Annotated in this window: 14 protein-coding genes; 5 read left to right on the forward strand and 9 right to left on the reverse strand. The window is 66.4% G+C overall.

Going from position 1 to position 16,721, the window contains the following annotated elements; genetic code table 11:
* Window positions 1-450 precede the first annotated feature (450 nt).
* The 3 genes from ACSYS9_RS19575 to gap form a co-directional block, all read right to left on the reverse strand.
* Window positions 451-1,827, reverse strand: coding sequence for a DUF3999 domain-containing protein (locus tag ACSYS9_RS19575; protein WP_049422663.1), 1,377 nt, complete (start codon window positions 1,825-1,827; stop codon window positions 451-453).
* Window positions 1,824-4,493 carry a DUF2339 domain-containing protein gene (locus ACSYS9_RS19580; protein WP_071229431.1) on the reverse strand — a complete coding sequence of 890 codons (2,670 nt, stop codon included), beginning with the start codon at window positions 4,491-4,493 and terminating at the stop codon, window positions 1,824-1,826. Before ACSYS9_RS19580 ends, ACSYS9_RS19575 begins: the two co-directional genes overlap by 4 nt.
* Before the next feature lie 125 nt (window positions 4,494-4,618).
* On the reverse strand, window positions 4,619-5,623 hold the full coding sequence (gene gap / locus ACSYS9_RS19585) for a type I glyceraldehyde-3-phosphate dehydrogenase (RefSeq protein ID WP_032127866.1): 1,005 nt from the start codon (window positions 5,621-5,623) through the stop codon (window positions 4,619-4,621).
* Between the two features lie 193 nt (window positions 5,624-5,816).
* Here gap and ACSYS9_RS19590 point away from each other — a divergent pair, with 193 nt between their 5' ends.
* The 3 genes from ACSYS9_RS19590 (at window position 5,817) to ACSYS9_RS19600 (ending at window position 8,642) form a co-directional block, all read left to right on the forward strand.
* Window positions 5,817-6,446 (forward strand): OmpW/AlkL family protein, encoded by a 630-nt coding sequence (locus tag ACSYS9_RS19590; protein ID WP_019338734.1) that lies wholly within the window; start codon window positions 5,817-5,819, stop codon window positions 6,444-6,446.
* Between the two features lie 565 nt (window positions 6,447-7,011).
* Entirely contained in the window at window positions 7,012-7,830 is an 819-nt protein-coding gene (locus ACSYS9_RS19595; RefSeq protein ID WP_049461819.1) for a S1/P1 nuclease, read from the forward strand.
* Window positions 7,831-7,841: 11 nt separating this feature from the next.
* Complete coding sequence (locus ACSYS9_RS19600) at window positions 7,842-8,642, forward strand: MBL fold metallo-hydrolase (RefSeq protein ID WP_071229432.1); 801 nt, start codon at window positions 7,842-7,844, stop codon at window positions 8,640-8,642.
* Between the two features lie 57 nt (window positions 8,643-8,699).
* Here the strand turns inward: ACSYS9_RS19600 and ACSYS9_RS19605 are convergent, their stop codons facing one another.
* Genes ACSYS9_RS19605 through ACSYS9_RS19615 form a run of 3 tightly spaced genes read right to left on the reverse strand, consistent with a single transcriptional unit; the run spans window position 8,700 to window position 10,820 of the window.
* The gene (locus ACSYS9_RS19605) at window positions 8,700-9,263 is read right to left on the reverse strand and encodes a hypothetical protein (protein ID WP_071229433.1); all 564 of its coding nucleotides are present in this window, start codon (window positions 9,261-9,263) and stop codon (window positions 8,700-8,702) included.
* The gene (locus tag ACSYS9_RS19610; protein ID WP_071229434.1) at window positions 9,260-10,462 is read right to left on the reverse strand and encodes a M56 family metallopeptidase; all 1,203 of its coding nucleotides are present in this window, start codon (window positions 10,460-10,462) and stop codon (window positions 9,260-9,262) included. Before ACSYS9_RS19610 ends, ACSYS9_RS19605 begins: the two co-directional genes overlap by 4 nt.
* Window positions 10,455-10,820 carry a BlaI/MecI/CopY family transcriptional regulator gene (locus ACSYS9_RS19615; protein ID WP_071229435.1) on the reverse strand — a complete coding sequence of 122 codons (366 nt, stop codon included), beginning with the start codon at window positions 10,818-10,820 and terminating at the stop codon, window positions 10,455-10,457. The genes ACSYS9_RS19610 and ACSYS9_RS19615 overlap by 8 nt, the downstream gene beginning before the upstream one ends.
* A gap of 118 nt (window positions 10,821-10,938) precedes the next feature.
* Between ACSYS9_RS19615 and ACSYS9_RS19620 the strand changes: the two genes are divergently transcribed.
* Window positions 10,939-11,496 carry a flavin reductase family protein gene (locus ACSYS9_RS19620; protein ID WP_071229436.1) on the forward strand — a complete coding sequence of 186 codons (558 nt, stop codon included), beginning with the start codon at window positions 10,939-10,941 and terminating at the stop codon, window positions 11,494-11,496.
* A 34-nt stretch (window positions 11,497-11,530) separates the two neighbouring features.
* Entirely contained in the window at window positions 11,531-13,483 is a 1,953-nt protein-coding gene (locus ACSYS9_RS19625) for an acetyl-CoA hydrolase/transferase C-terminal domain-containing protein (protein WP_071229437.1), read from the forward strand.
* Between the two features lie 85 nt (window positions 13,484-13,568).
* Here ACSYS9_RS19625 and ACSYS9_RS19630 read toward each other — a convergent pair whose 3' ends face one another.
* The 3 genes from ACSYS9_RS19630 to tkt all read right to left on the reverse strand — a co-directional run bounded on the left by ACSYS9_RS19630 (window position 13,569) and on the right by tkt (window position 16,477).
* Window positions 13,569-13,874, reverse strand: a complete 306-nt coding sequence (locus tag ACSYS9_RS19630) for a HigA family addiction module antitoxin (RefSeq protein WP_071229621.1) — start codon at window positions 13,872-13,874, stop codon at window positions 13,569-13,571.
* An 11-nt stretch (window positions 13,875-13,885) separates the two neighbouring features.
* Window positions 13,886-14,164, reverse strand: coding sequence for a type II toxin-antitoxin system RelE/ParE family toxin (locus ACSYS9_RS19635; RefSeq protein ID WP_049442707.1), 279 nt, complete (start codon window positions 14,162-14,164; stop codon window positions 13,886-13,888).
* 315 nt (window positions 14,165-14,479) lie between these two features.
* Complete coding sequence (gene tkt, locus ACSYS9_RS19640) at window positions 14,480-16,477, reverse strand: transketolase (RefSeq protein ID WP_071229620.1); 1,998 nt, start codon at window positions 16,475-16,477, stop codon at window positions 14,480-14,482.
* Between the last annotated feature and the right edge of the window lie 244 nt (window positions 16,478-16,721).

The raw sequence follows: 16,721 nt of genomic DNA on the forward strand, positions 1-16,721 counted from the left end.
GCCATCCATGGCGCGGATACCCCTGCCAGCCCACACCACCCCGGCCTAGACAGGTTCATGAGGTGATGCGGATGGCAAAGGCAAAAGCAGTTTCTGATGTCGGATGGAGAAAGAAGGGGTCAGATCCGTTTTCCTGCGGAAAACGGATCTGACCCCGATGGCCGTCTCCGCGAACAGCAGCCGAGCGTGGGCTCGGCTCTACAAAGAGCGCGCAGCCAAGCTGCTTTTGCTTTTGCTCTTCATTTTTTTCTTCCGTGGGTGGACGCACACGGAAACCGTCAGAGGCCGGGCGGGTGGGCTGGGCAGGGGTATCCGCGCCATGGATGGCGCGGCTAAGCCTCCAGGGACGGATTCACGGCGTCCCCTTCCCAGCCCACCCGCCCGGCCAAGCACGGCTGTTGCTTTACACGACCAACCCCACCCACGAGGGGCTGCGCCGTTCGCCGGAACCTACGCCGAAGGCGCCGGCTTCTGCCGAAGCAGACTGACCGCCAGGCCGCCAACAACCAACACACCCAGCCCCAGCAACGCCCACAGCAGCCACGACTTCCAGTCGTGCTGCGGCTTCAGTGCCGACTCACCGGCCAGCGGCTCCGGGCTGCCTTCCAGGCGCGCCAGCGTCGGCTGCCACGACGGATCATTGCGTTGCCGCAGCTCCTCGATCAGCACACCGATCGGCGCCTCCATCCGGCGCGCAGTCGAGCTGCCCACCGCCAGGGCATACGGCGCCGCGCCCTGGCTCAGGAACACCAGCACTTCCGGCTGATAACCCAGACGCAGGGTTGGAGCCGTCGCCGTTTCAGCCGGATTCGCTACCAGCTTCCAGTAACGATCCCGATGCACGCCGCCCAGCGGCTGCGCGGCCGATTGCTGACGCTGGCCCTGGGCGCCCTGCTGCAGCTGATAGGCAATCCACGGTGCACTACGGCGCTGCCATTCCGCGCTCTCGTCATCGCGGCTGAACAATGTCCACTGCACCAGGCTGTTGTCGGTGCTGGCCACGTCAGCGCGCGCCGCCGGGAAGCGGCCATCCATCTCGAAGGTGTATTCGCCCTTGCGCTTCGAGGTCGGTTCCAGCGACAACCACTCCCACGGCAGTGTGGCCGGTGCCGGTGGCAGCTCGGCCAGTACGCTACGCAACGTTGGCAGACGGGCATCGCCCTGCGCCAGCACACGCAGATAGCGCGCTTCACCATCCACCTGCAGACGGCGCTGCAGCAGGCGCTTGCCGGCGCGCTGCAGATCCACCAGCGGAATGTCGCGGCCAATCGCACGCCAGTGCTGCAGGTCGTCGCTGACGTCCAGCTGCACCTGTGCCTGCAACGGTTGGCCACTGTCCGCCCAATCCAGCACCAGTGCCGCCAATGGTTGCTGGCCGAGCACGCTGGCATCGATCAGCCAACCGCCCTGCCCGTTCGCTACCGCACCACCACCCACACGCGCCTCGACCCGGCGTACGCGACCATCGGTATCGCGCTCGGTCAGCAACTGCAGGTCGTTGCGCTGCGCTTCGGCCAGCGGCGGCAACGCGAACCACGGCAGCTCACGCTGCACCGGCGGCTGTGCCAGCGGCTGGTCCGGCGCCAGCAATGCCGACGGCAACGATTGGCCGGCGGCATTGAACACCTGCACATCGCCCAGGTCCGCACTACCGGCGCGACGGTAGATCGCCGGTTCCAGCACAACACGGTAGGCACCCGATTGTGCGCTGGACAACGTCAGCGGCCACTGCTCGGCGTACTGGGTACGGTAATCGGCGGCCTGTGCGGTGACGGCGGCCAGCATGCCGAACATCGCCGGCAGCAGCGCCCTGCTCCACGTCTTCATTGTTTTTCCTCCACGGTCGGCGCCGCGCTCGGCGGTGCCGGTGCCAGATAACCCACGACCGTGCACAGCAGGCCGTAGGCGATGAACGATGCGATGCCCAGCAGGTTGCCCAGGTGCTGGCGATCGACGATGACCAGCTTGGCCAGCACCACGCCCATCAGTACCGCACCCACCATCCACAACACGCGCTGGCCACGGCGCGAGCCCCACACCCAGGCAATCACGCCGAGCACGCTCCACAGCACGGTCAGGCTGGTCTGCGCCAGGCTGAAGCGCATCATCGACGCGTTCCACGACAGGCCGCCCCACTGATGCACGCCATGCAGCACAACGCTGGTCAGCGCGACGAAGGTTGCCAGTGACAGCAGCGGCACGCGGATACCCAGCAGCGCCTGCGGCGCCTGATCGCTGTACAGCCAACGCGCCAGCAGCAGCAGGCTCAGCCACTGCCCGATCTCCGCCGGATTCAACACCGGCAGCCACAGCAGCGGCGCGGCATCGCCCGGCAACAGCTGGCCGGACAGCCAGCCGATCGACAACAGGCCGAACAGCACGCACTGCAGCGGCTGGCGCACGCGATCGAACGCCTCACCCAGCGGCCAGCGCAGCGCATTCCAGCGCCACAGCGACAGCGCCGCCATCAGCAGCCACGGCAGCGTCACCAGCAACGTGGTCCAGCCCTGTGCCAGCCCGGCTTCACCACCGCCCCACAGGGCCAGCAGCGAAAGCAGCGACGGCCACAGCAGCCACCACAGGAACTGCGCGATGCGTGCCACGGTGTCGCCGCCCTGGCGCAGGCACAGCAGCGTGCGCACACCCAGTACCGCGAACGCCGCCCAGGCCAGCGCACCGTAGCCGGCGAACGGTTGCTGGTGCGCATCGCTCTGCATCAGCGCCAGCGGGAAGCCCAGCGCCAGCATCGTCAGTGCGGTCATCCCCAGCGCACGCGCCGGCTGGCGGCGCTGCACCTCGGCGGCCAGCCATGCGGTCACCGCAGCCAGCACCAGCAGTGCATCCACTTCGGTGCGGTACGGGAAGAACCGGGTGATCTCGTGCACCAGGCCACCCAGCCACCACAGCAGGCCCCACAGGTAGTAGACCAGGGCAATCTCGTGGCGCTGCCTGCGCTGGTAGCTCCAGGCCGACGCGAAGCCGGCAACGGCCAGCAGCAGTGCACCGATCGCGGTCGGGTTGAGCAGGAAGCGCAGGTCCTCATGCCAGTGATCGCCACCGGCCACGAAAGCGAACGCCGCGCCCATCTGCAACAACGCACCGGACACCTGCGGCAGCCAGCGTTTCTGGCGCAGGCCCAGCCAGGCCAGGCCTGCACCTTCCAGCGCGAACACCGCGCCGGTGGCACGCGCCGACAAGGCCAGCGGCACCGCCAGCGTGGCGAAGCCCACCGCCAGCACCGCATGCGACTGCGCCAGCACGGTGTACGACGCGCGCGCAATCAGTGCCCGCGCCAGTACGGCGTAGATCGCCGCCAGGCCCAGTGCGCACAGCGCCAGCGTCATCGGCTGCTCGTGCAGCATGCCGGCCTGCAGCGAGAAGGCGACCAAGGGCGTACCGAACACCAGGCTGCCGTCGACCAGGTCACGCCGCCCGGCGGGCTGCCGGCGTGCGTACAGCAGCGGGATCAGCAGGTAGAAGGCGAAGAACAGCAGCAGGAACGGCTCGGTGCTGCTGAACTTGTCCGGCGCGTACTGCAGCACGCCCCAGAACGTACCGATGCCGAAGGTGAAGGCGAAGCCCAGCAGGTTCAGCGCGCGCCACGGCCGGAACCAGGCAATGGCGAAGATGCCGGCGTTGAGCACCGCGTAGTAGCTGAACAACCCCACGTGGTTGCCGCTGCCGGTGGACAGCCACAGCGGTGCCATGAAGCCTGCGAGGATGCCCAGCACCGCCAGCGTGCGCGAGTTCTGCACCACCGCCAGCACGCACAGCCCGGCCACCAGCGCGATCGAACTGGCGAAGGCAAACCCGGGGTTGAGCAGCTCGAACCGCTTGAACGCGGCGAAGATGGTCAGCAGCAGCACGCCGATGGCACCGCCCTGCAGCGCCAGTGCGAACAAGCGCCGGCGGTCGCGCTGATGCCAACCGAACGCCAGCAGGCCCAGCGCACCCACGGTGACACCGGCCAGGCGCAGCTCGATCGGCAGCACCAGCCAGCCCTGGTCACTGACGTACTTCAACAGCGCGGCAACACCGGCCAGCAGCACCAGCATGCCGATCTTGACCGGCACGTTGCCCTCGGTGAACCAGCGCTTGACCGCTCCGATGCCGCGCTCGATGAAGTTCGGCAGCGTCGGTTCGGAAGGCAACGGCGGCTGCACTGGCACGGGTGGCACCGGCGGTGGTGCGACCGGGCGCAGCGCCTCCGCTGCCGCAGGCACCGGTTCGTGCACCGGCGGCGGCGTTGGCTGGGGCGGTGCAGCAACGGCGACCGGCCGCAGGAACGGTGGATCGGCACTGGCCGCAGGCATGGGCGCAGCCCGTTCCGGCGCAGGCTCGGCTGCAGCCGGGCGGGCGGCCGGCGCGGCGGCCAAGGCACCTTCCAGCGCGGCCACACGGCGGCGCAGGCCGGCAATCATCACCAGCGCTACCACCAGCAGCAGCGGGATGGCCAGCAGAACCAGTACCACCAGGGCTATCAATGCTTCCATTGCATGCTTCCATTGCAATCCCGCGCCCCAGCGGCAGCGGTCGACCGCCCCATGCTACGACAGGGCTGGCCCCATAAACGACGAACCCCGGCCAGGCCGGGGTCCGCGTGCGATCTTGGCCGGCCTTACTTGGCGGCGACGACCTTGGCCATTTCCAGGCACTTGTTCGAGTAGCCCCACTCGTTGTCGTACCAGGTGACCAGCTTGACGAAGGTGCCGTCCAGGGCGATACCGGCTTCGGCGTCGAACACCGAGGTGCAGGTCTCGCCGCGGAAATCGGTGGCCACGACCTTGTCTTCGGTGTAGCCCAGGATGCCCTTCAGCGGGCCTTCGCTCTGTGCCTTCACTTCGGCGCAGATCTCGGCGTAGGTGGCTTCCTTTTCCAGCTCGACGGTCAGGTCGACCACCGACACGTCCGAGGTCGGGACACGGAAGCTCATGCCGGTCAGCTTCTTGTTCAGTTCCGGGATGACCACGCCGACGGCCTTGGCCGCACCGGTGGACGACGGAATGATGTTCTCCAGGATGCCGCGGCCACCACGCCAGTCCTTGTTGGACGGGCCATCGACGGTCTTCTGGGTAGCGGTAGCCGCATGCACGGTGGTCATCAGGCCACGCTTGATGCCCCACTTGTCATTGATGACCTTGGCCAGCGGGGCCAGGCAGTTGGTGGTGCACGACGCGTTGGAGACGATCGCCTGGCCGGCGTAGGTCTTGTCGTTCACGCCGTAGACGAACATCGGGGTGTCGTCCTTCGACGGGGCCGACATGATGACCTTCTTGGCGCCGGCATCGATGTGCTTCTGCGCGGTTTCCTTGGTCAGGAACAGGCCGGTGGATTCGATCACCACGTCCACGTCCACTTCGTTCCACTTCAGGTTGGCCGGGTCGCGTTCCTGGGTCAGGCGGATCTTCTTGCCGTTGACCAGCAGGTCGTTGCCCTGCACCGCCACGTCAGCCTTGAAACGGCCGTGCACGGAGTCGTACTTGAGCATGTACGCCAGATAGTCCGGCTCCAGCAGATCGTTGATGGCCACGATTTCGATGTCGTCGCCGAAGTTCAGCACCGCCGAGCGCAGGACGTTACGCCCGATGCGACCGAAACCGTTGATACCAACCTTGATTGCCATGTTCTCAAGCTCCTGCGGCCGCGACGGGTGCGGCGGGATGGATAGGGCCCACAAGTCTAGCAAACCGGGGCTGGCCACCGCCGGCCAGCCCCGGCAGGCAGCAGGCCGGCGGACAGGATTTGATCCGGATCAAAGCGTTAGCGCGATGTGAGGCCGAGACTGGCCGCATCCACCCAGCAACGAGATCACCCCCATGCGCAAGACCTCCCCCCTGATCGTGGCCAGCCTGGCCGCCGCCCTGTCCCTCGCCGCCGCCCCGGCCATGGCCCAGTCCAAGGGCGACTGGACCCTCTCCGCCGGCGTGCACCAGGTGGCCCCGAAGTCGAACAACGGCTGGCTGGCCAACCACACCCTGAAGGTCGACGTCGACAACGACGTCAAGCCGACCATCACCGGTGAGTACTTCATTGCCGACAACCTGGGCATCGAAGTGCTGGCCGCGCTGCCGTTCAAGCACGACATCAACATCAACGGCCTCGGCCGCGTGGGCAGCACCAAGCAGCTGCCGCCGGTGGTGACCGTGCAGTACCACTTCAACAGCAAGGGCAAGGTGTCGCCGTTCATCGGTGCGGGCGTGAACTACACGACCTTCTTCAGCGAAGACACCACCGGTGCGCTGAAGGACAGCCGCCTGAAGCTGCAGGATTCGTGGGGCCTGGCCGCGCATGCGGGCGTGGACTTCGCGATCGGCGAGAAGGGCGCACTGCGCGTGGACATGCGCTGGATCGACATCGACAGCAAGGTGAAGTTGAATGGCGAGAAGATCGGCACGGTCAACATCGATCCGCTGGTCTACGGCGCTTCGTACGTCTTCAAGTTCTAAGCGGTGTGTTGAGCGCGGGGGCTTCGCCCCCGCTCCCCCGCTACATGCAAAACCCTCGCAGCATGTTGCCCCGGTGATTGCCGGGGCTTTTTTTGTCTGCGCGAAAAGCACCGGCATCTGGAATTGGGCGGAGAGGGTGGGGTGATCGGGACACGCCGTAAATACGTCCCTGTAGGCTCGATCGCCGCATCCATGCGGCGAACGGTCCCGATCACCCCACCCTCTCCACCCTTCCCATCTGCGCGCGCGTGCCAGCTCAAGCAAAGGCAAGAGCAGAAACAGAACCTGAACATCCGAGGCGTAGTGGTTGCCTGTAATTGCAGGAGGCCGATTTTGATCCTGCATTTGTTTTTGATGTTGCCTTTGACGTTTGCATCCGTCTTCGCGGCCATGTTTGGAGGGGAGCGCAGCGGGAGGGGCGGCGGGACCGTTGGTGCCATGGATGGCGCCATCGAGCCCCCATGGATGGGTTTACGGCGTGTCCCGCCGCCCCTCCCGCTGCGCTCCCACTTCGGAACAGGAACGCGCCGCTCTTCAATCCACCTGCCCCCGCTAGAATGTGCGCATGAAAGCCCTGCACTCCCTGTTCCTCGCCGCCGCCCTGGCGCCGGCCCTGCTCTCCGTCTCCGCCCCCGCCCATGCCTGGGGCGCGCAAGGCCACCGTCTGGTCGCCGAAGTCGCCGACGCCCGCCTCAACCCCACCGCCCGCGCCGAAGTGGACCGCCTGCTGGCTACCGAACCGGATGCCACCCTGGCCAGCATCGCGCCGTGGGCCGACCAGCTGCGCGCCAAAGACCCGGGCCTGGGCCGTCGCTCGGCCGGCTGGCACTACGTCAACATCGCCGAAGACAACTGCCACTACGAAGCACCGAAGCACTGCAAGAACGGCAACTGCATCGTCGAGGCCCTGAAGGCACAGAGCGCCATCCTCGGCGACCGCAGCCTGACCGACGGCGAGCGCCTGCAGGCGCTGAAGTTCGTCGTGCACCTGGTCGGCGATATCCACCAGCCGATGCATGCCGGTTACGCCCACGACAAGGGCGGCAACGACTTCCAGCTGCAGTTCGGCAACCGCGGTACCAACCTGCACTCGCTGTGGGACAGCGGCATGCTCAACACCCGCAAGCTGGACGACGCAGGCTATCTCCCGCTGCTGCAGAGCCAGCGCGCGCCGAAGCTGGCGCGCCAGTCCAACCCGCAGCGCGACCCGCAGACGTGGGCCGAAGCCAGCTGCCGCATCTCCATGCAAGCTGGCGTTTATCCGGCCTCGCGTAAAATCGGTGATGAATACACCGAGCGCTACCGGCCGCTGGCCGAAGCGCAGCTGCGACTGGCCGGTGAGAACCTGGCGCAGTTGCTGAACCGCGTGCTGGGCACGCGCTGAGGAGCGTTCCAATGTCAGTCCAGGTGCAGTCGTTCTTCCACCGTGACAGCAATACCTTCAGCTATCTGGTCAGTGATCCGGCCAGCGGCGAAGCGGCGCTGATTGACCCGGTCCTGGACTACGACCCGGATACCGACGCCAGCAGTGAAGCGCCGCTGCATGCCGCGTTGCAGGCCATCGAACAACAGGGCCTGCAGCTGCGCTGGCTGCTGGAAACCCACGCCCACGCCGACCATGTGTCGGCCGGGCGCCGCCTGAAGGAGCGCTTCCCGCAGGCCACGCTGGCCATCGGCGAAGGCATCCGCGCGGTGCAGGCCACCTTCGCACCGCGCTATGGGCTGCAGCTTCCGGCGGCCGATGACATCTTCGATCACCTGTTCAGCGATAGCGAAACCTTTGCTCTGGGCGAACTGCGCTGTCAGGTGATCGCCGTGCCCGGCCATACCAGCGACAGCATCGCCTACCTGATCGACGATGCGCTGTTCACCGGTGACTCGCTGTTCATGCCCGACGGCGGTACCGCCCGCTGCGACTTCCCGGGTGGCGATGCCGCGCAGTTGTACCGTTCAATCCAGCGCCTGCTGGCGCTGCCCGATGCGACGCGCGTGTTCGTCTGCCACGACTACGGTCCGGGTGGTCGTGCATTCGCCAACGAGACCACCATCGGCGAACAGCGCGCACACAACATCCACGTGCATGACGGCGTGGCCGAGGCGGAGTTCGTCAGCGTGCGCCAGGCACGCGACGCGACGCTGGAAGAACCCAAGCTGATGCAGCCCGCGGTGAAGGCCAACATCCAGGGCGGGGCCTGATCCACGCCGCTGCGCTCGCCGGGCATGGCCCGGCGCTGCCTCGGTCATCGCAAGCGGTCATTTTCCCTGCGTACGCACCATGTGCTGTCCCTTCACGATCTCGAAGGTAAAGGCATACTGCAGGGTGACCGCCACCGGCTCGACGCGCTCGGCGCCGCGACAGTCGCCACGGTCGGCAGGCACCTTGCCAGCCGCGAAGTGGCAGACCGCTGCGGACGAGTACTTCCACATCGCCACGGCTTCCTGCGCCGCCTGCAGCAGGGGCGCATTCTCGCCTGCAGCACCTGCCGCGCACTCAGGGCGATCGGTCAGCGGCACGCTGCGTTCGACACTGCCCTGTGCATCAACCACCACCTGCAGGCAGATGGTGGTCGGTGCCAGCTCCGCACGCGGGTCACGATCACCGACCTCCGGATCCGGCGCCGCGTACAACTGCGGCATCCGGTAGCCCTCGCTCGCGCCCAGCGAATACGTCTGCACTTGCCCGCTGCCGCCACCGGCCTGCGGCTGCAGGCGCTGATGGCCGACATTCTCGCTGCGGGTATCAACGGTGGTCAGGCGATCCTGGGTCGCGCATCCTGCCAACAGCGCCGCCATCATCAACAGCGGCGCGGTCTTCACTGGGAGTCCTCGGTGTTGTCCATGGCATAGGTGATCGGAATCTTCACAGCCCCTGCAACGGGCTTTCCGTTCTTTATCGCCGGACGATAGGTCCAGCTCCGCACAGCGGCGATCGACACCGCATCGAACACACCCGGATTGGTTGCGCTGAGCACTTGGACGTCAGTCGGATGGCCCTTGGCATCCACTTCCACGCGCAGGTTCACCACGCCCACCTGTCGCTGTTCGAACGCGGACTTCGGATAGGACGGCGGCGACATCTTGTCGACCTCTATCTCCCGATCCATGGCGGCCACTGTCTGGCCGTCTGCGGCTGCACCGCCCTGGCTGGCCCACGCCACCGCGCCCATTCCCAGACACAACCCGACCACCAGCACCTGCCCCGACACCCACGGCAATGCCTTCCGCTTGGACTGCTTCAACATGGCGATACGCTCCTTCAACACGGGTTGGCTGCGCCAATGGCAGACCGCTGGCGCAACCGGATGGACCAGCTGCGCCTTCAGCAGCGTGCTGGCGTAGAGACCGCGCAGCGCAGGCTGCGGGGCAATGGTGCGGGAATCGCAGGCCAGCTCCTGGTCACGCAGGAATCGGCGGGAGGCCCACGGCAGAAGCGGATGGAACCAGAACACCGCGCGTGCCATCAGCAGCGCCCCATTGGCCCAGTGATCGCCATTGCGACGGTGGCTGCGCTCGTGCTGCAGGATCAGGCCCTGCTCCTGTGCGGTGAACTGCTGGTCGAAATCCGGGCCTACCACGATGCGCGGCCGCCACAGGCCGACCAGCGCGGGCAGGCCCGGGTCAGCGCTGGCCTGCCAGCTGCCATCGGCGCGTGCACACAGTTGGCCCATGCCACGTTCAAAGCGCCACTGCGCACGTAGATCGCGTAGCAGACAAAGGACCGCTCCCACCATCCATGCCAGCAGCAGCAGCCCGGCCCACGGCAACGACTGCCCTGCCATGCCTTCGACGGCGCCGGGTACCACTTTCAGCGGCAGCGTCGGCACATGCTCCAGAAGTGCCACCTGCGGCAACGGCAGCATCAGTGCCAGCAGCAGCAACGGCAGCAGCCACCAGCTGCGGTAGGCCAACGCCACGCCCCCCAGCCGCACCAGCAAGGGTCGCAGCACCGCCAGCAGGACCGCGCCCACCGCCAACCACAGGCTGGCCTGCCACACTCCGTTGAGCAGCTCAGTCATGGTCCAGCTCCTGGATCAGTTTCTTCAGTTCGGCGATGTCCTGCGCACTCAACTGGCCGCGTTCGCTGAAGTGCGCGACCAACGGCGCAACGCGCCCTTCGAAGACACGGCCGATGAAGTCCTGGCTCTGCGCCTCCACCCACGCCTGGCGCTGCAGCAGCGGCCGGTACAGGTAGCGCCGGCCATCGCGCTCGGCAGTAATCGCGCCCTTGGTCAGCAGACGATTGAGCAGGGTCTTGATGGTCGGTTCGGCCCAGTCGCGGTGGGCCAGTGCGGCGACCACTTCATCGGCGCTACGCGGTGCCTGCTGCCACAGCACCTCCATCACAACGGCTTCGGCTTCGCTGATCGGGGTCATTGTTTACGTCCGTAATCGACAAACCGATTACGCGCGTAATCGAGTCGCCTGTCAAGCCCCTCGACTCCAGGTTCATCCTGGCTGCGCCAGCATCGATGCCTCCCGCTCCAGGCCCCGGATGAAAGCGCTGCCCAAGAAGGATTTCCCGGTCGAGCAGGCCCGCCGCTTCCTCGAACCTGGCCCGATCGTGCTGGTCAGTACCGCCTGGCGTGGCCAGCGCAACCTGATGACGATGGGCTGGCACATGGTGATGGGCATGTCGCCTTCGCTGGTCGCCACCTACCTGTGGCACGAAAACCACAGCCACGCATTGGCGCGCGGCAGCGGCGAATGCGTGATCAACGTGCCGGGGGTTGAACTGCTCGATACCGTCGTGGACATCGGCAACTGCAGCGGCCGCGAGGTCGACAAGTTCGCCCGTTTCGGGCTCGATGCGCAGCCCGCGCGTGAGGTTGGCGCACCGCTGGTCGGGCAGTGTCATTCGTGCTTCGAATGCCGCTTGTACGACGACAGCCAGGTGGCGTCGAACAACCTGTTCATCTGGGAAATCGTGCGCGCCCATGTTGCGCCCCGGCCGAAACTACCGCGCACGATGCATTACCGGGGCGATGGGCAGTTCATGGTGTCCGGCGCCGAAGTCTCGCGTCGACGGCGGTTCAAGCCCGACATGCTGTAATGCCCGCACTCCCCCACACGCAGGACCGCCGCGCATGACCGAACACCTCACCGACCTGGACGCCGCCGTCGACTGGTTGTTTGCGCGCGTGGACGGGCCGCTGCGGATCGGGGCACCGCTGGCACTTGGCAAGCCGCATCGGCTGCTCAATGCCCTTTATGCACGCGTCGAGCACGATCCATCGCGACCGCTGCAGCTGTATACCGCGCTGTCGCTGAACCCGCCGAAGGCGCGCGGCAACGGCCTGGAAGCGCGCTTCATGGCGCCGTTCGTGCAGCGCCATTTCGGAGACGATTTCCCGCGCCTGGCCTATGCCGATGCGATCGCGCGCGATGCGCTGCCGGCACATGTGCAGGTGGAAGAGTTCTACATGCAGTCCGGCGCCCTGCTCGGTTCGCGCCAGGCGCAATCCAGCTATACCAGCCTGAACTACACCCACGCCGCCGATGCGGTCGCGCAGCGCGCGCCGCAGGTGATCGTGCAGAAGGTGGCGATGCGGCCGAACGATCGCCGGCTTTCGCTGTCGTGCAACAACGACATCACCCAGGACACGCTGGATGCGATGACCGCGCGCGGGCTGCCGCGACCGTTGCTGATCGCCGAGATCGATCCGCAGCTGCCTTACATGGGCGGCTCGGCCACGGTCGATGTGTCGTTCTTCGATCTGGTGATCACCCCGCCGCCGCCGTACCCGGCGCTGTTCGGGCTGCCGCGGCAGCCGGTGGGCGATGCCGACTACGCCATCGGCCTGTACGCCAGCACGCTGGTGCGCGACGGCGGCACCCTGCAGATCGGCATCGGCACGCTGGCCGACGCGCTCAGCCATGCACTGGTACTGCGCCACACCGACAACGCGCGCTACCGCCGCATGCTGCATGCGTTGGATCCACAGCTGGCCAGCCACCCGCTGGTGCAGGAGATCGGCGGACTGGATCCGTTCGAGGTGGGCCTGTACGGCTGCAGCGAGATGCTCAACGAAGGCTTCCGCCGGCTGGTGCAGACCGGGGTGATCAAGCGCAAGGTGCACGACGACCTGGCGCTGATGCAGCGCATCGAGAACGGCAGCACGCTGTCCATCGACCACGCCACCCTGGCGGCCGAGGGCGAGTACCTGCACGGCGCGTTCTACCTGGGCTCGCCGGAGTTCTACGAGTGGCTGCGCACGCTGCCGGAAGACGAATGCCGTGCGATCGGCATGCGCCGCATCAGCGAAATCAACCAGCTGTATGGCGGCAACGAGACGCTGGAGCGCCTGCAACGCCGCCATGCGCGCTTCTTCAACTCCTGCATGATGGCCACTGCACTGGGCGCGGCCGTGTCGGATGCGCTGGACGACGGACGTGTGGTGTCCGGCGTGGGTGGCCAGTACAACTTCGTGGCGATGGCACATGCCCTGCCGGAAGCGCGCAGCGTCCTGATGTTCCGCGCGGCGCGCGATGACAAGGGCCAGCGCGAATCCAACGTGCGCTGGAACTACGGGCACACCACCATCCCCCGCCACCTGCGCGACATCTACCTCAACGAATACGGCATCGCCGATCTGCGCGGCCTGACCGACGAGGACTGCGTGCATGCGATGACGGCGATCACCGAAGCCCCGTTCCAGAGCGGCCTGCTGCAGCAGGCACAGGCCTCGCGCAAGCTGCTGGCAGCCACGCAACCGGATCCGGAGCGCCAGCAGCGCAACACGCCACAGGCGCTGGCCGCGGCGCTGGCACCGTTCCGCGCCGACGGCAGCCTGCCGGACTATCCGCTGGGCAGCGACTTCAACGAGATCGAGCAGGTGCTGGTGAAGGCGCTGGGTTGGCTGAAGGCCAACACGCAGACCCGCGGCGACAAGATGCGCACGGTCTGGGCGGCTCTGCGGCAACCGGCCGGCGACGGCGATGCGGTGTACCTGCAGCGCATGGGCCTGCAGGCCCCGAAGGATTTCGCCGAGCGCCTGGACGCGCGACTGCTGCGCCTCGCACTGGCACGCACCGCCTGAGAAAAGGGGACGGAGGGATCAAGTCGTTTGTGCACAAATGACTTGATCCCTCCGTCCCCTTTTTACATCCACGCATGGCGTGGATCTACCGCTCTATCCTCACTGCATCCTCAAGATACAGGCGGGCAATCGGTGGATGCGCTCGATGCTCGACCTGCCACAGGTCGTATGCCGCCTGCATCGCCAGCCACATGCGGGCATTGCCCAGACCTGCAAGCTCAAGGCGGAATGCGAGTTCCGCGGAGATGGCGGCGTGCCCGTTGATGATCGTCGACAGCTGTCCGCGCGAGTAGCCAAGATGCTGCGCCAGCGCACTGATCGACATATGGATTGCTGGCAGGATGTCTTCGCGCAGCGATTCCCCGGGATGCGGCGGATCATGCAACGGCATCGGGCAGACTCCTAGTGGTAATCAAGGTAATTGACCAATTCGACGTCGAGCCCACGAAAGCGGAACACCAGTCGCCAACTCGCCGAGACACTTACAGCCCAGTAGCCGCTATAGCTCCCGCGCAGGGGGTGCAGGCGATTTCCGGGCAGCCCCATGTCCCCAGGCACGCGGGCCTGATCCAGCTGCAGAAGCAAACGCCGCAACCGGGCCACATGATCGGCACGGACTCCGGAAATGTCGCCCCGCTCATAGAGCGCCTTCAGGCCCTTATGCCTGAAGCTGACGATCATGCGGCGCCAGTGTAAGGCATCACCTTACACCCCGCAAATCCACCATGGGTTTCTGCGCCGATCTTCTTGTCCATGACCACTTCTGAGGGTGCCTCGGCAGGTCCTCCTTTTCGCAAGGAATGCAGCTCAGATGAAGAGGCCAACGCGACACTGGTGCCGCCGGGTGGAACATTCCGGGCAAAGGAAAAGGGGACGGAGGGGACTAAGTCGCATGTGCACAAACGACTTAATCCCCTCCGTCCCCTTTTTCTCTACTCTGGAGAACGAGAAAGGCCGGCTTGCGCCGGCCTTTCCTTTGTTGCGCCGAGAGGCTGCTTACAGCGCCTTGGCGGCTTCCACCACGTGGGCGGTGGTGATGCCGAAGTGCTTGTACAGCTGGTCGGCCGGGGCCGAGGCACCGAAGGTGTCGATACCGATCACGGCACCGTCCAGGCCGACGAACTGGCGCCAGAAACCGGTGACGCCGGCTTCCACTGCCACGCGCTTGCGCACGGCGTTCGGCAGCACCGATTCACGGTAGGCCGCATCCTGGCGCAGGAACACGTCGGTGGACGGCATCGAGACCACGCGGGTCTTGAGGCCGGCCGCGTCCAGCTGGGCCTTGGCTTCGGTGGCCAGCGAGACTTCCGAACCGGTGGCGATCAGGATCACGTCCGGGGTACCGGCAGCGTCGGCCAGCACGTAACCACCGCGCTCGATCTGGGCGATCTGCTCGGCGTTGCGCGGCTGGTGCGGCAGGTTCTGGCGGCTGAACACCAGGCAGCTCGGGCCGTCCTGGCGGGTGATCGCGGCCTTCCAGCTCACCGCCGACTCGACCGCATCGCACGGACGCCACACGTCGTTGTTCGGGATGTAACGAAGCGAGGCCAGGTGCTCCACCGGCTGGTGGGTCGGACCGTCTTCGCCCAGGCCGATCGAGTCGTGGGTGTAGACGTGGATGGCGTGGGCCGGGATCAGCGCGCTCATGCGCACGCCGTTGCGGGCGTAGTCGCTGAACACCAGGAAGGTGGCGTCGAACGGAATGAAGCCACCGTGCAGGGCCAGGCCGTTGGCGATGGCGGTCATGCCGAACTCGCGCACGCCGTAGTACACGTAGTTGGCGTTGGCGTCGTCGCTGGCAACCGACTTGCTGCCCTTCCACAGGGTCAGGTTGGAGTGCGCCAGGTCAGCCGAGCCGCCGACGATTTCCGGCAGCAGCGGTGCATAGGCTTCGATAGCGAGCTGCGAGGCCTTGCGCGAGGCGATCGTCGGGCCTTCGGCGGCCACCTGGGCGATGTAGGCATCGGCCTTGGCAACGAAGTCGGCCGGCAGTTCGCCATGCGAGCGGCGGGTCAGTTCGGCCGCTTCAGCCGGGTACTGGCTGGCGTACTTGTCGAACAGCTGTTCCCACTCGGCCTGGCGCAGGGTGCCAGCGCCATTGGCGCGCCAGCCGTCGTAGATCGCCTGCGGGATCTCGAACGGACCGTACTCCCAGCCCAGCTGCTTGCGGGTGGCTTCCAGCTCGTCCTTGCCCAGCGGAGCGCCGTGGCTGGATTCCTTGCCCGCCTTGTTCGGCGAACCAAAGCCAATGGTGGTGCGGCAGCAGATCAGGGTCGGCTTGTCGCTCTGCGACAGCGCGGCCTCGATGCCGGCCTTGATGCTCTCCGGGTCATGGCCATCGACATCGCGCACCACGTTCCAGCCATAGGCCTCGAAACGCTCCGGGGTGTTGTCGGTGAACCAGCCCTCGACGTTGCCGTCGATGGAGATGTGGTTGTTGTCCCAGAAGCAGACCAGCTTGTGCAGGCCCCAGGTACCGGCAAGCGAAGCGGCTTCATGCGACACGCCTTCCATCAGGCAGCCATCGCCCATGAACACCCAGGTGCGGTGGTCGACCACTTCCAGCTCCGGGCGGTTGAAGCGCTGTGCCAGCAGCTTCTCGGCCAGGGCGAAGCCCACGGCATTGGCGAAACCCTGGCCCAGCGGGCCGGTGGTGGTTTCCACGCCCGGGGTCTCGTGGCGCTCCGGGTGACCGGCGGTGTGGCTGCCCAGCTGGCGGAACAGCTTCAGCTGCTCGATCGGCAGGTCGTAACCGCTCAGGTGCAGCAGCGCGTACTGCAGCATCGAACCGTGGCCGTTGGACAGCACGAAACGGTCGCGGTTGAACCAGTGCGGGTTGCTCGGGTTATGGCGGAGGTAGTCGTTCCAGAGGACTTCGGCGATGTCGGCCATGCCCATGGGCATGCCGGGGTGGCCGGACTTTGCGGTTTCAACCGCATCGGCGGCAAGGAAGCGGATGGCGTTGGCCAACTGGCGACGGGTAGGCTGCGTCATGGTTCTGTCGGAATCGGGAGGCGGCCGCGGACGTGCGGGCGGCCTATTGTCCCATAGTCGCCGGGCGGGGGGTCGGTTCACCTTGCCCGGTCGTGCCGGCCGCCGGCCGGCAGTTGCGCAGAATTCAATGAAGATCATGAAGTTGCCGGCCAGCGGCCGGCACTACCCGCCCCCGGAGTTCGGGGGCTGCGCCATAGGCGCGGGGGTGTGGAAGCCGGTAAGGGGGGGCCCACGATTCGCATCG

The sequence above is a fragment of the Stenotrophomonas sp. STK17_22 genome (genome assembly GCF_051983905.1).
In the GTDB taxonomy this organism is placed as follows: domain Bacteria; phylum Pseudomonadota; class Gammaproteobacteria; order Xanthomonadales; family Xanthomonadaceae; genus Stenotrophomonas; species Stenotrophomonas maltophilia_A.

Bases quoted from the DNA above. Each gene is read 5' to 3' on its own strand.
- ACSYS9_RS19575 (WP_049422663.1), bottom strand. From the start codon at position 1,827: ATGAAGACGTGGAGCAGGGCGCTGCTGCCGGCGATGTTCGGCATGCTG.
- ACSYS9_RS19580 (WP_071229431.1), bottom strand. From the start codon at position 4,493: ATGGAAGCATTGATAGCCCTGGTGGTACTGGTTCTGCTGGCCATCCCG.
- gap (WP_032127866.1), bottom strand. From the start codon at position 5,623: ATGGCAATCAAGGTTGGTATCAACGGTTTCGGTCGCATCGGGCGTAAC.
- ACSYS9_RS19590 (WP_019338734.1), top strand. From the start codon at position 5,817: ATGCGCAAGACCTCCCCCCTGATCGTGGCCAGCCTGGCCGCCGCCCTG.
- ACSYS9_RS19595 (WP_049461819.1), top strand. From the start codon at position 7,012: ATGAAAGCCCTGCACTCCCTGTTCCTCGCCGCCGCCCTGGCGCCGGCC.
- ACSYS9_RS19600 (WP_071229432.1), top strand. From the start codon at position 7,842: ATGTCAGTCCAGGTGCAGTCGTTCTTCCACCGTGACAGCAATACCTTC.
- ACSYS9_RS19610 (WP_071229434.1), bottom strand. From the start codon at position 10,462: ATGACTGAGCTGCTCAACGGAGTGTGGCAGGCCAGCCTGTGGTTGGCG.
- ACSYS9_RS19615 (WP_071229435.1), bottom strand. From the start codon at position 10,820: ATGACCCCGATCAGCGAAGCCGAAGCCGTTGTGATGGAGGTGCTGTGG.
- ACSYS9_RS19620 (WP_071229436.1), top strand. From the start codon at position 10,939: ATGAAAGCGCTGCCCAAGAAGGATTTCCCGGTCGAGCAGGCCCGCCGC.
- ACSYS9_RS19625 (WP_071229437.1), top strand. From the start codon at position 11,531: ATGACCGAACACCTCACCGACCTGGACGCCGCCGTCGACTGGTTGTTT.
- ACSYS9_RS19630 (WP_071229621.1), bottom strand. From the start codon at position 13,874: ATGCCGTTGCATGATCCGCCGCATCCCGGGGAATCGCTGCGCGAAGAC.
- ACSYS9_RS19635 (WP_049442707.1), bottom strand. From the start codon at position 14,164: ATGATCGTCAGCTTCAGGCATAAGGGCCTGAAGGCGCTCTATGAGCGG.
- tkt (WP_071229620.1), bottom strand. From the start codon at position 16,477: ATGACGCAGCCTACCCGTCGCCAGTTGGCCAACGCCATCCGCTTCCTT.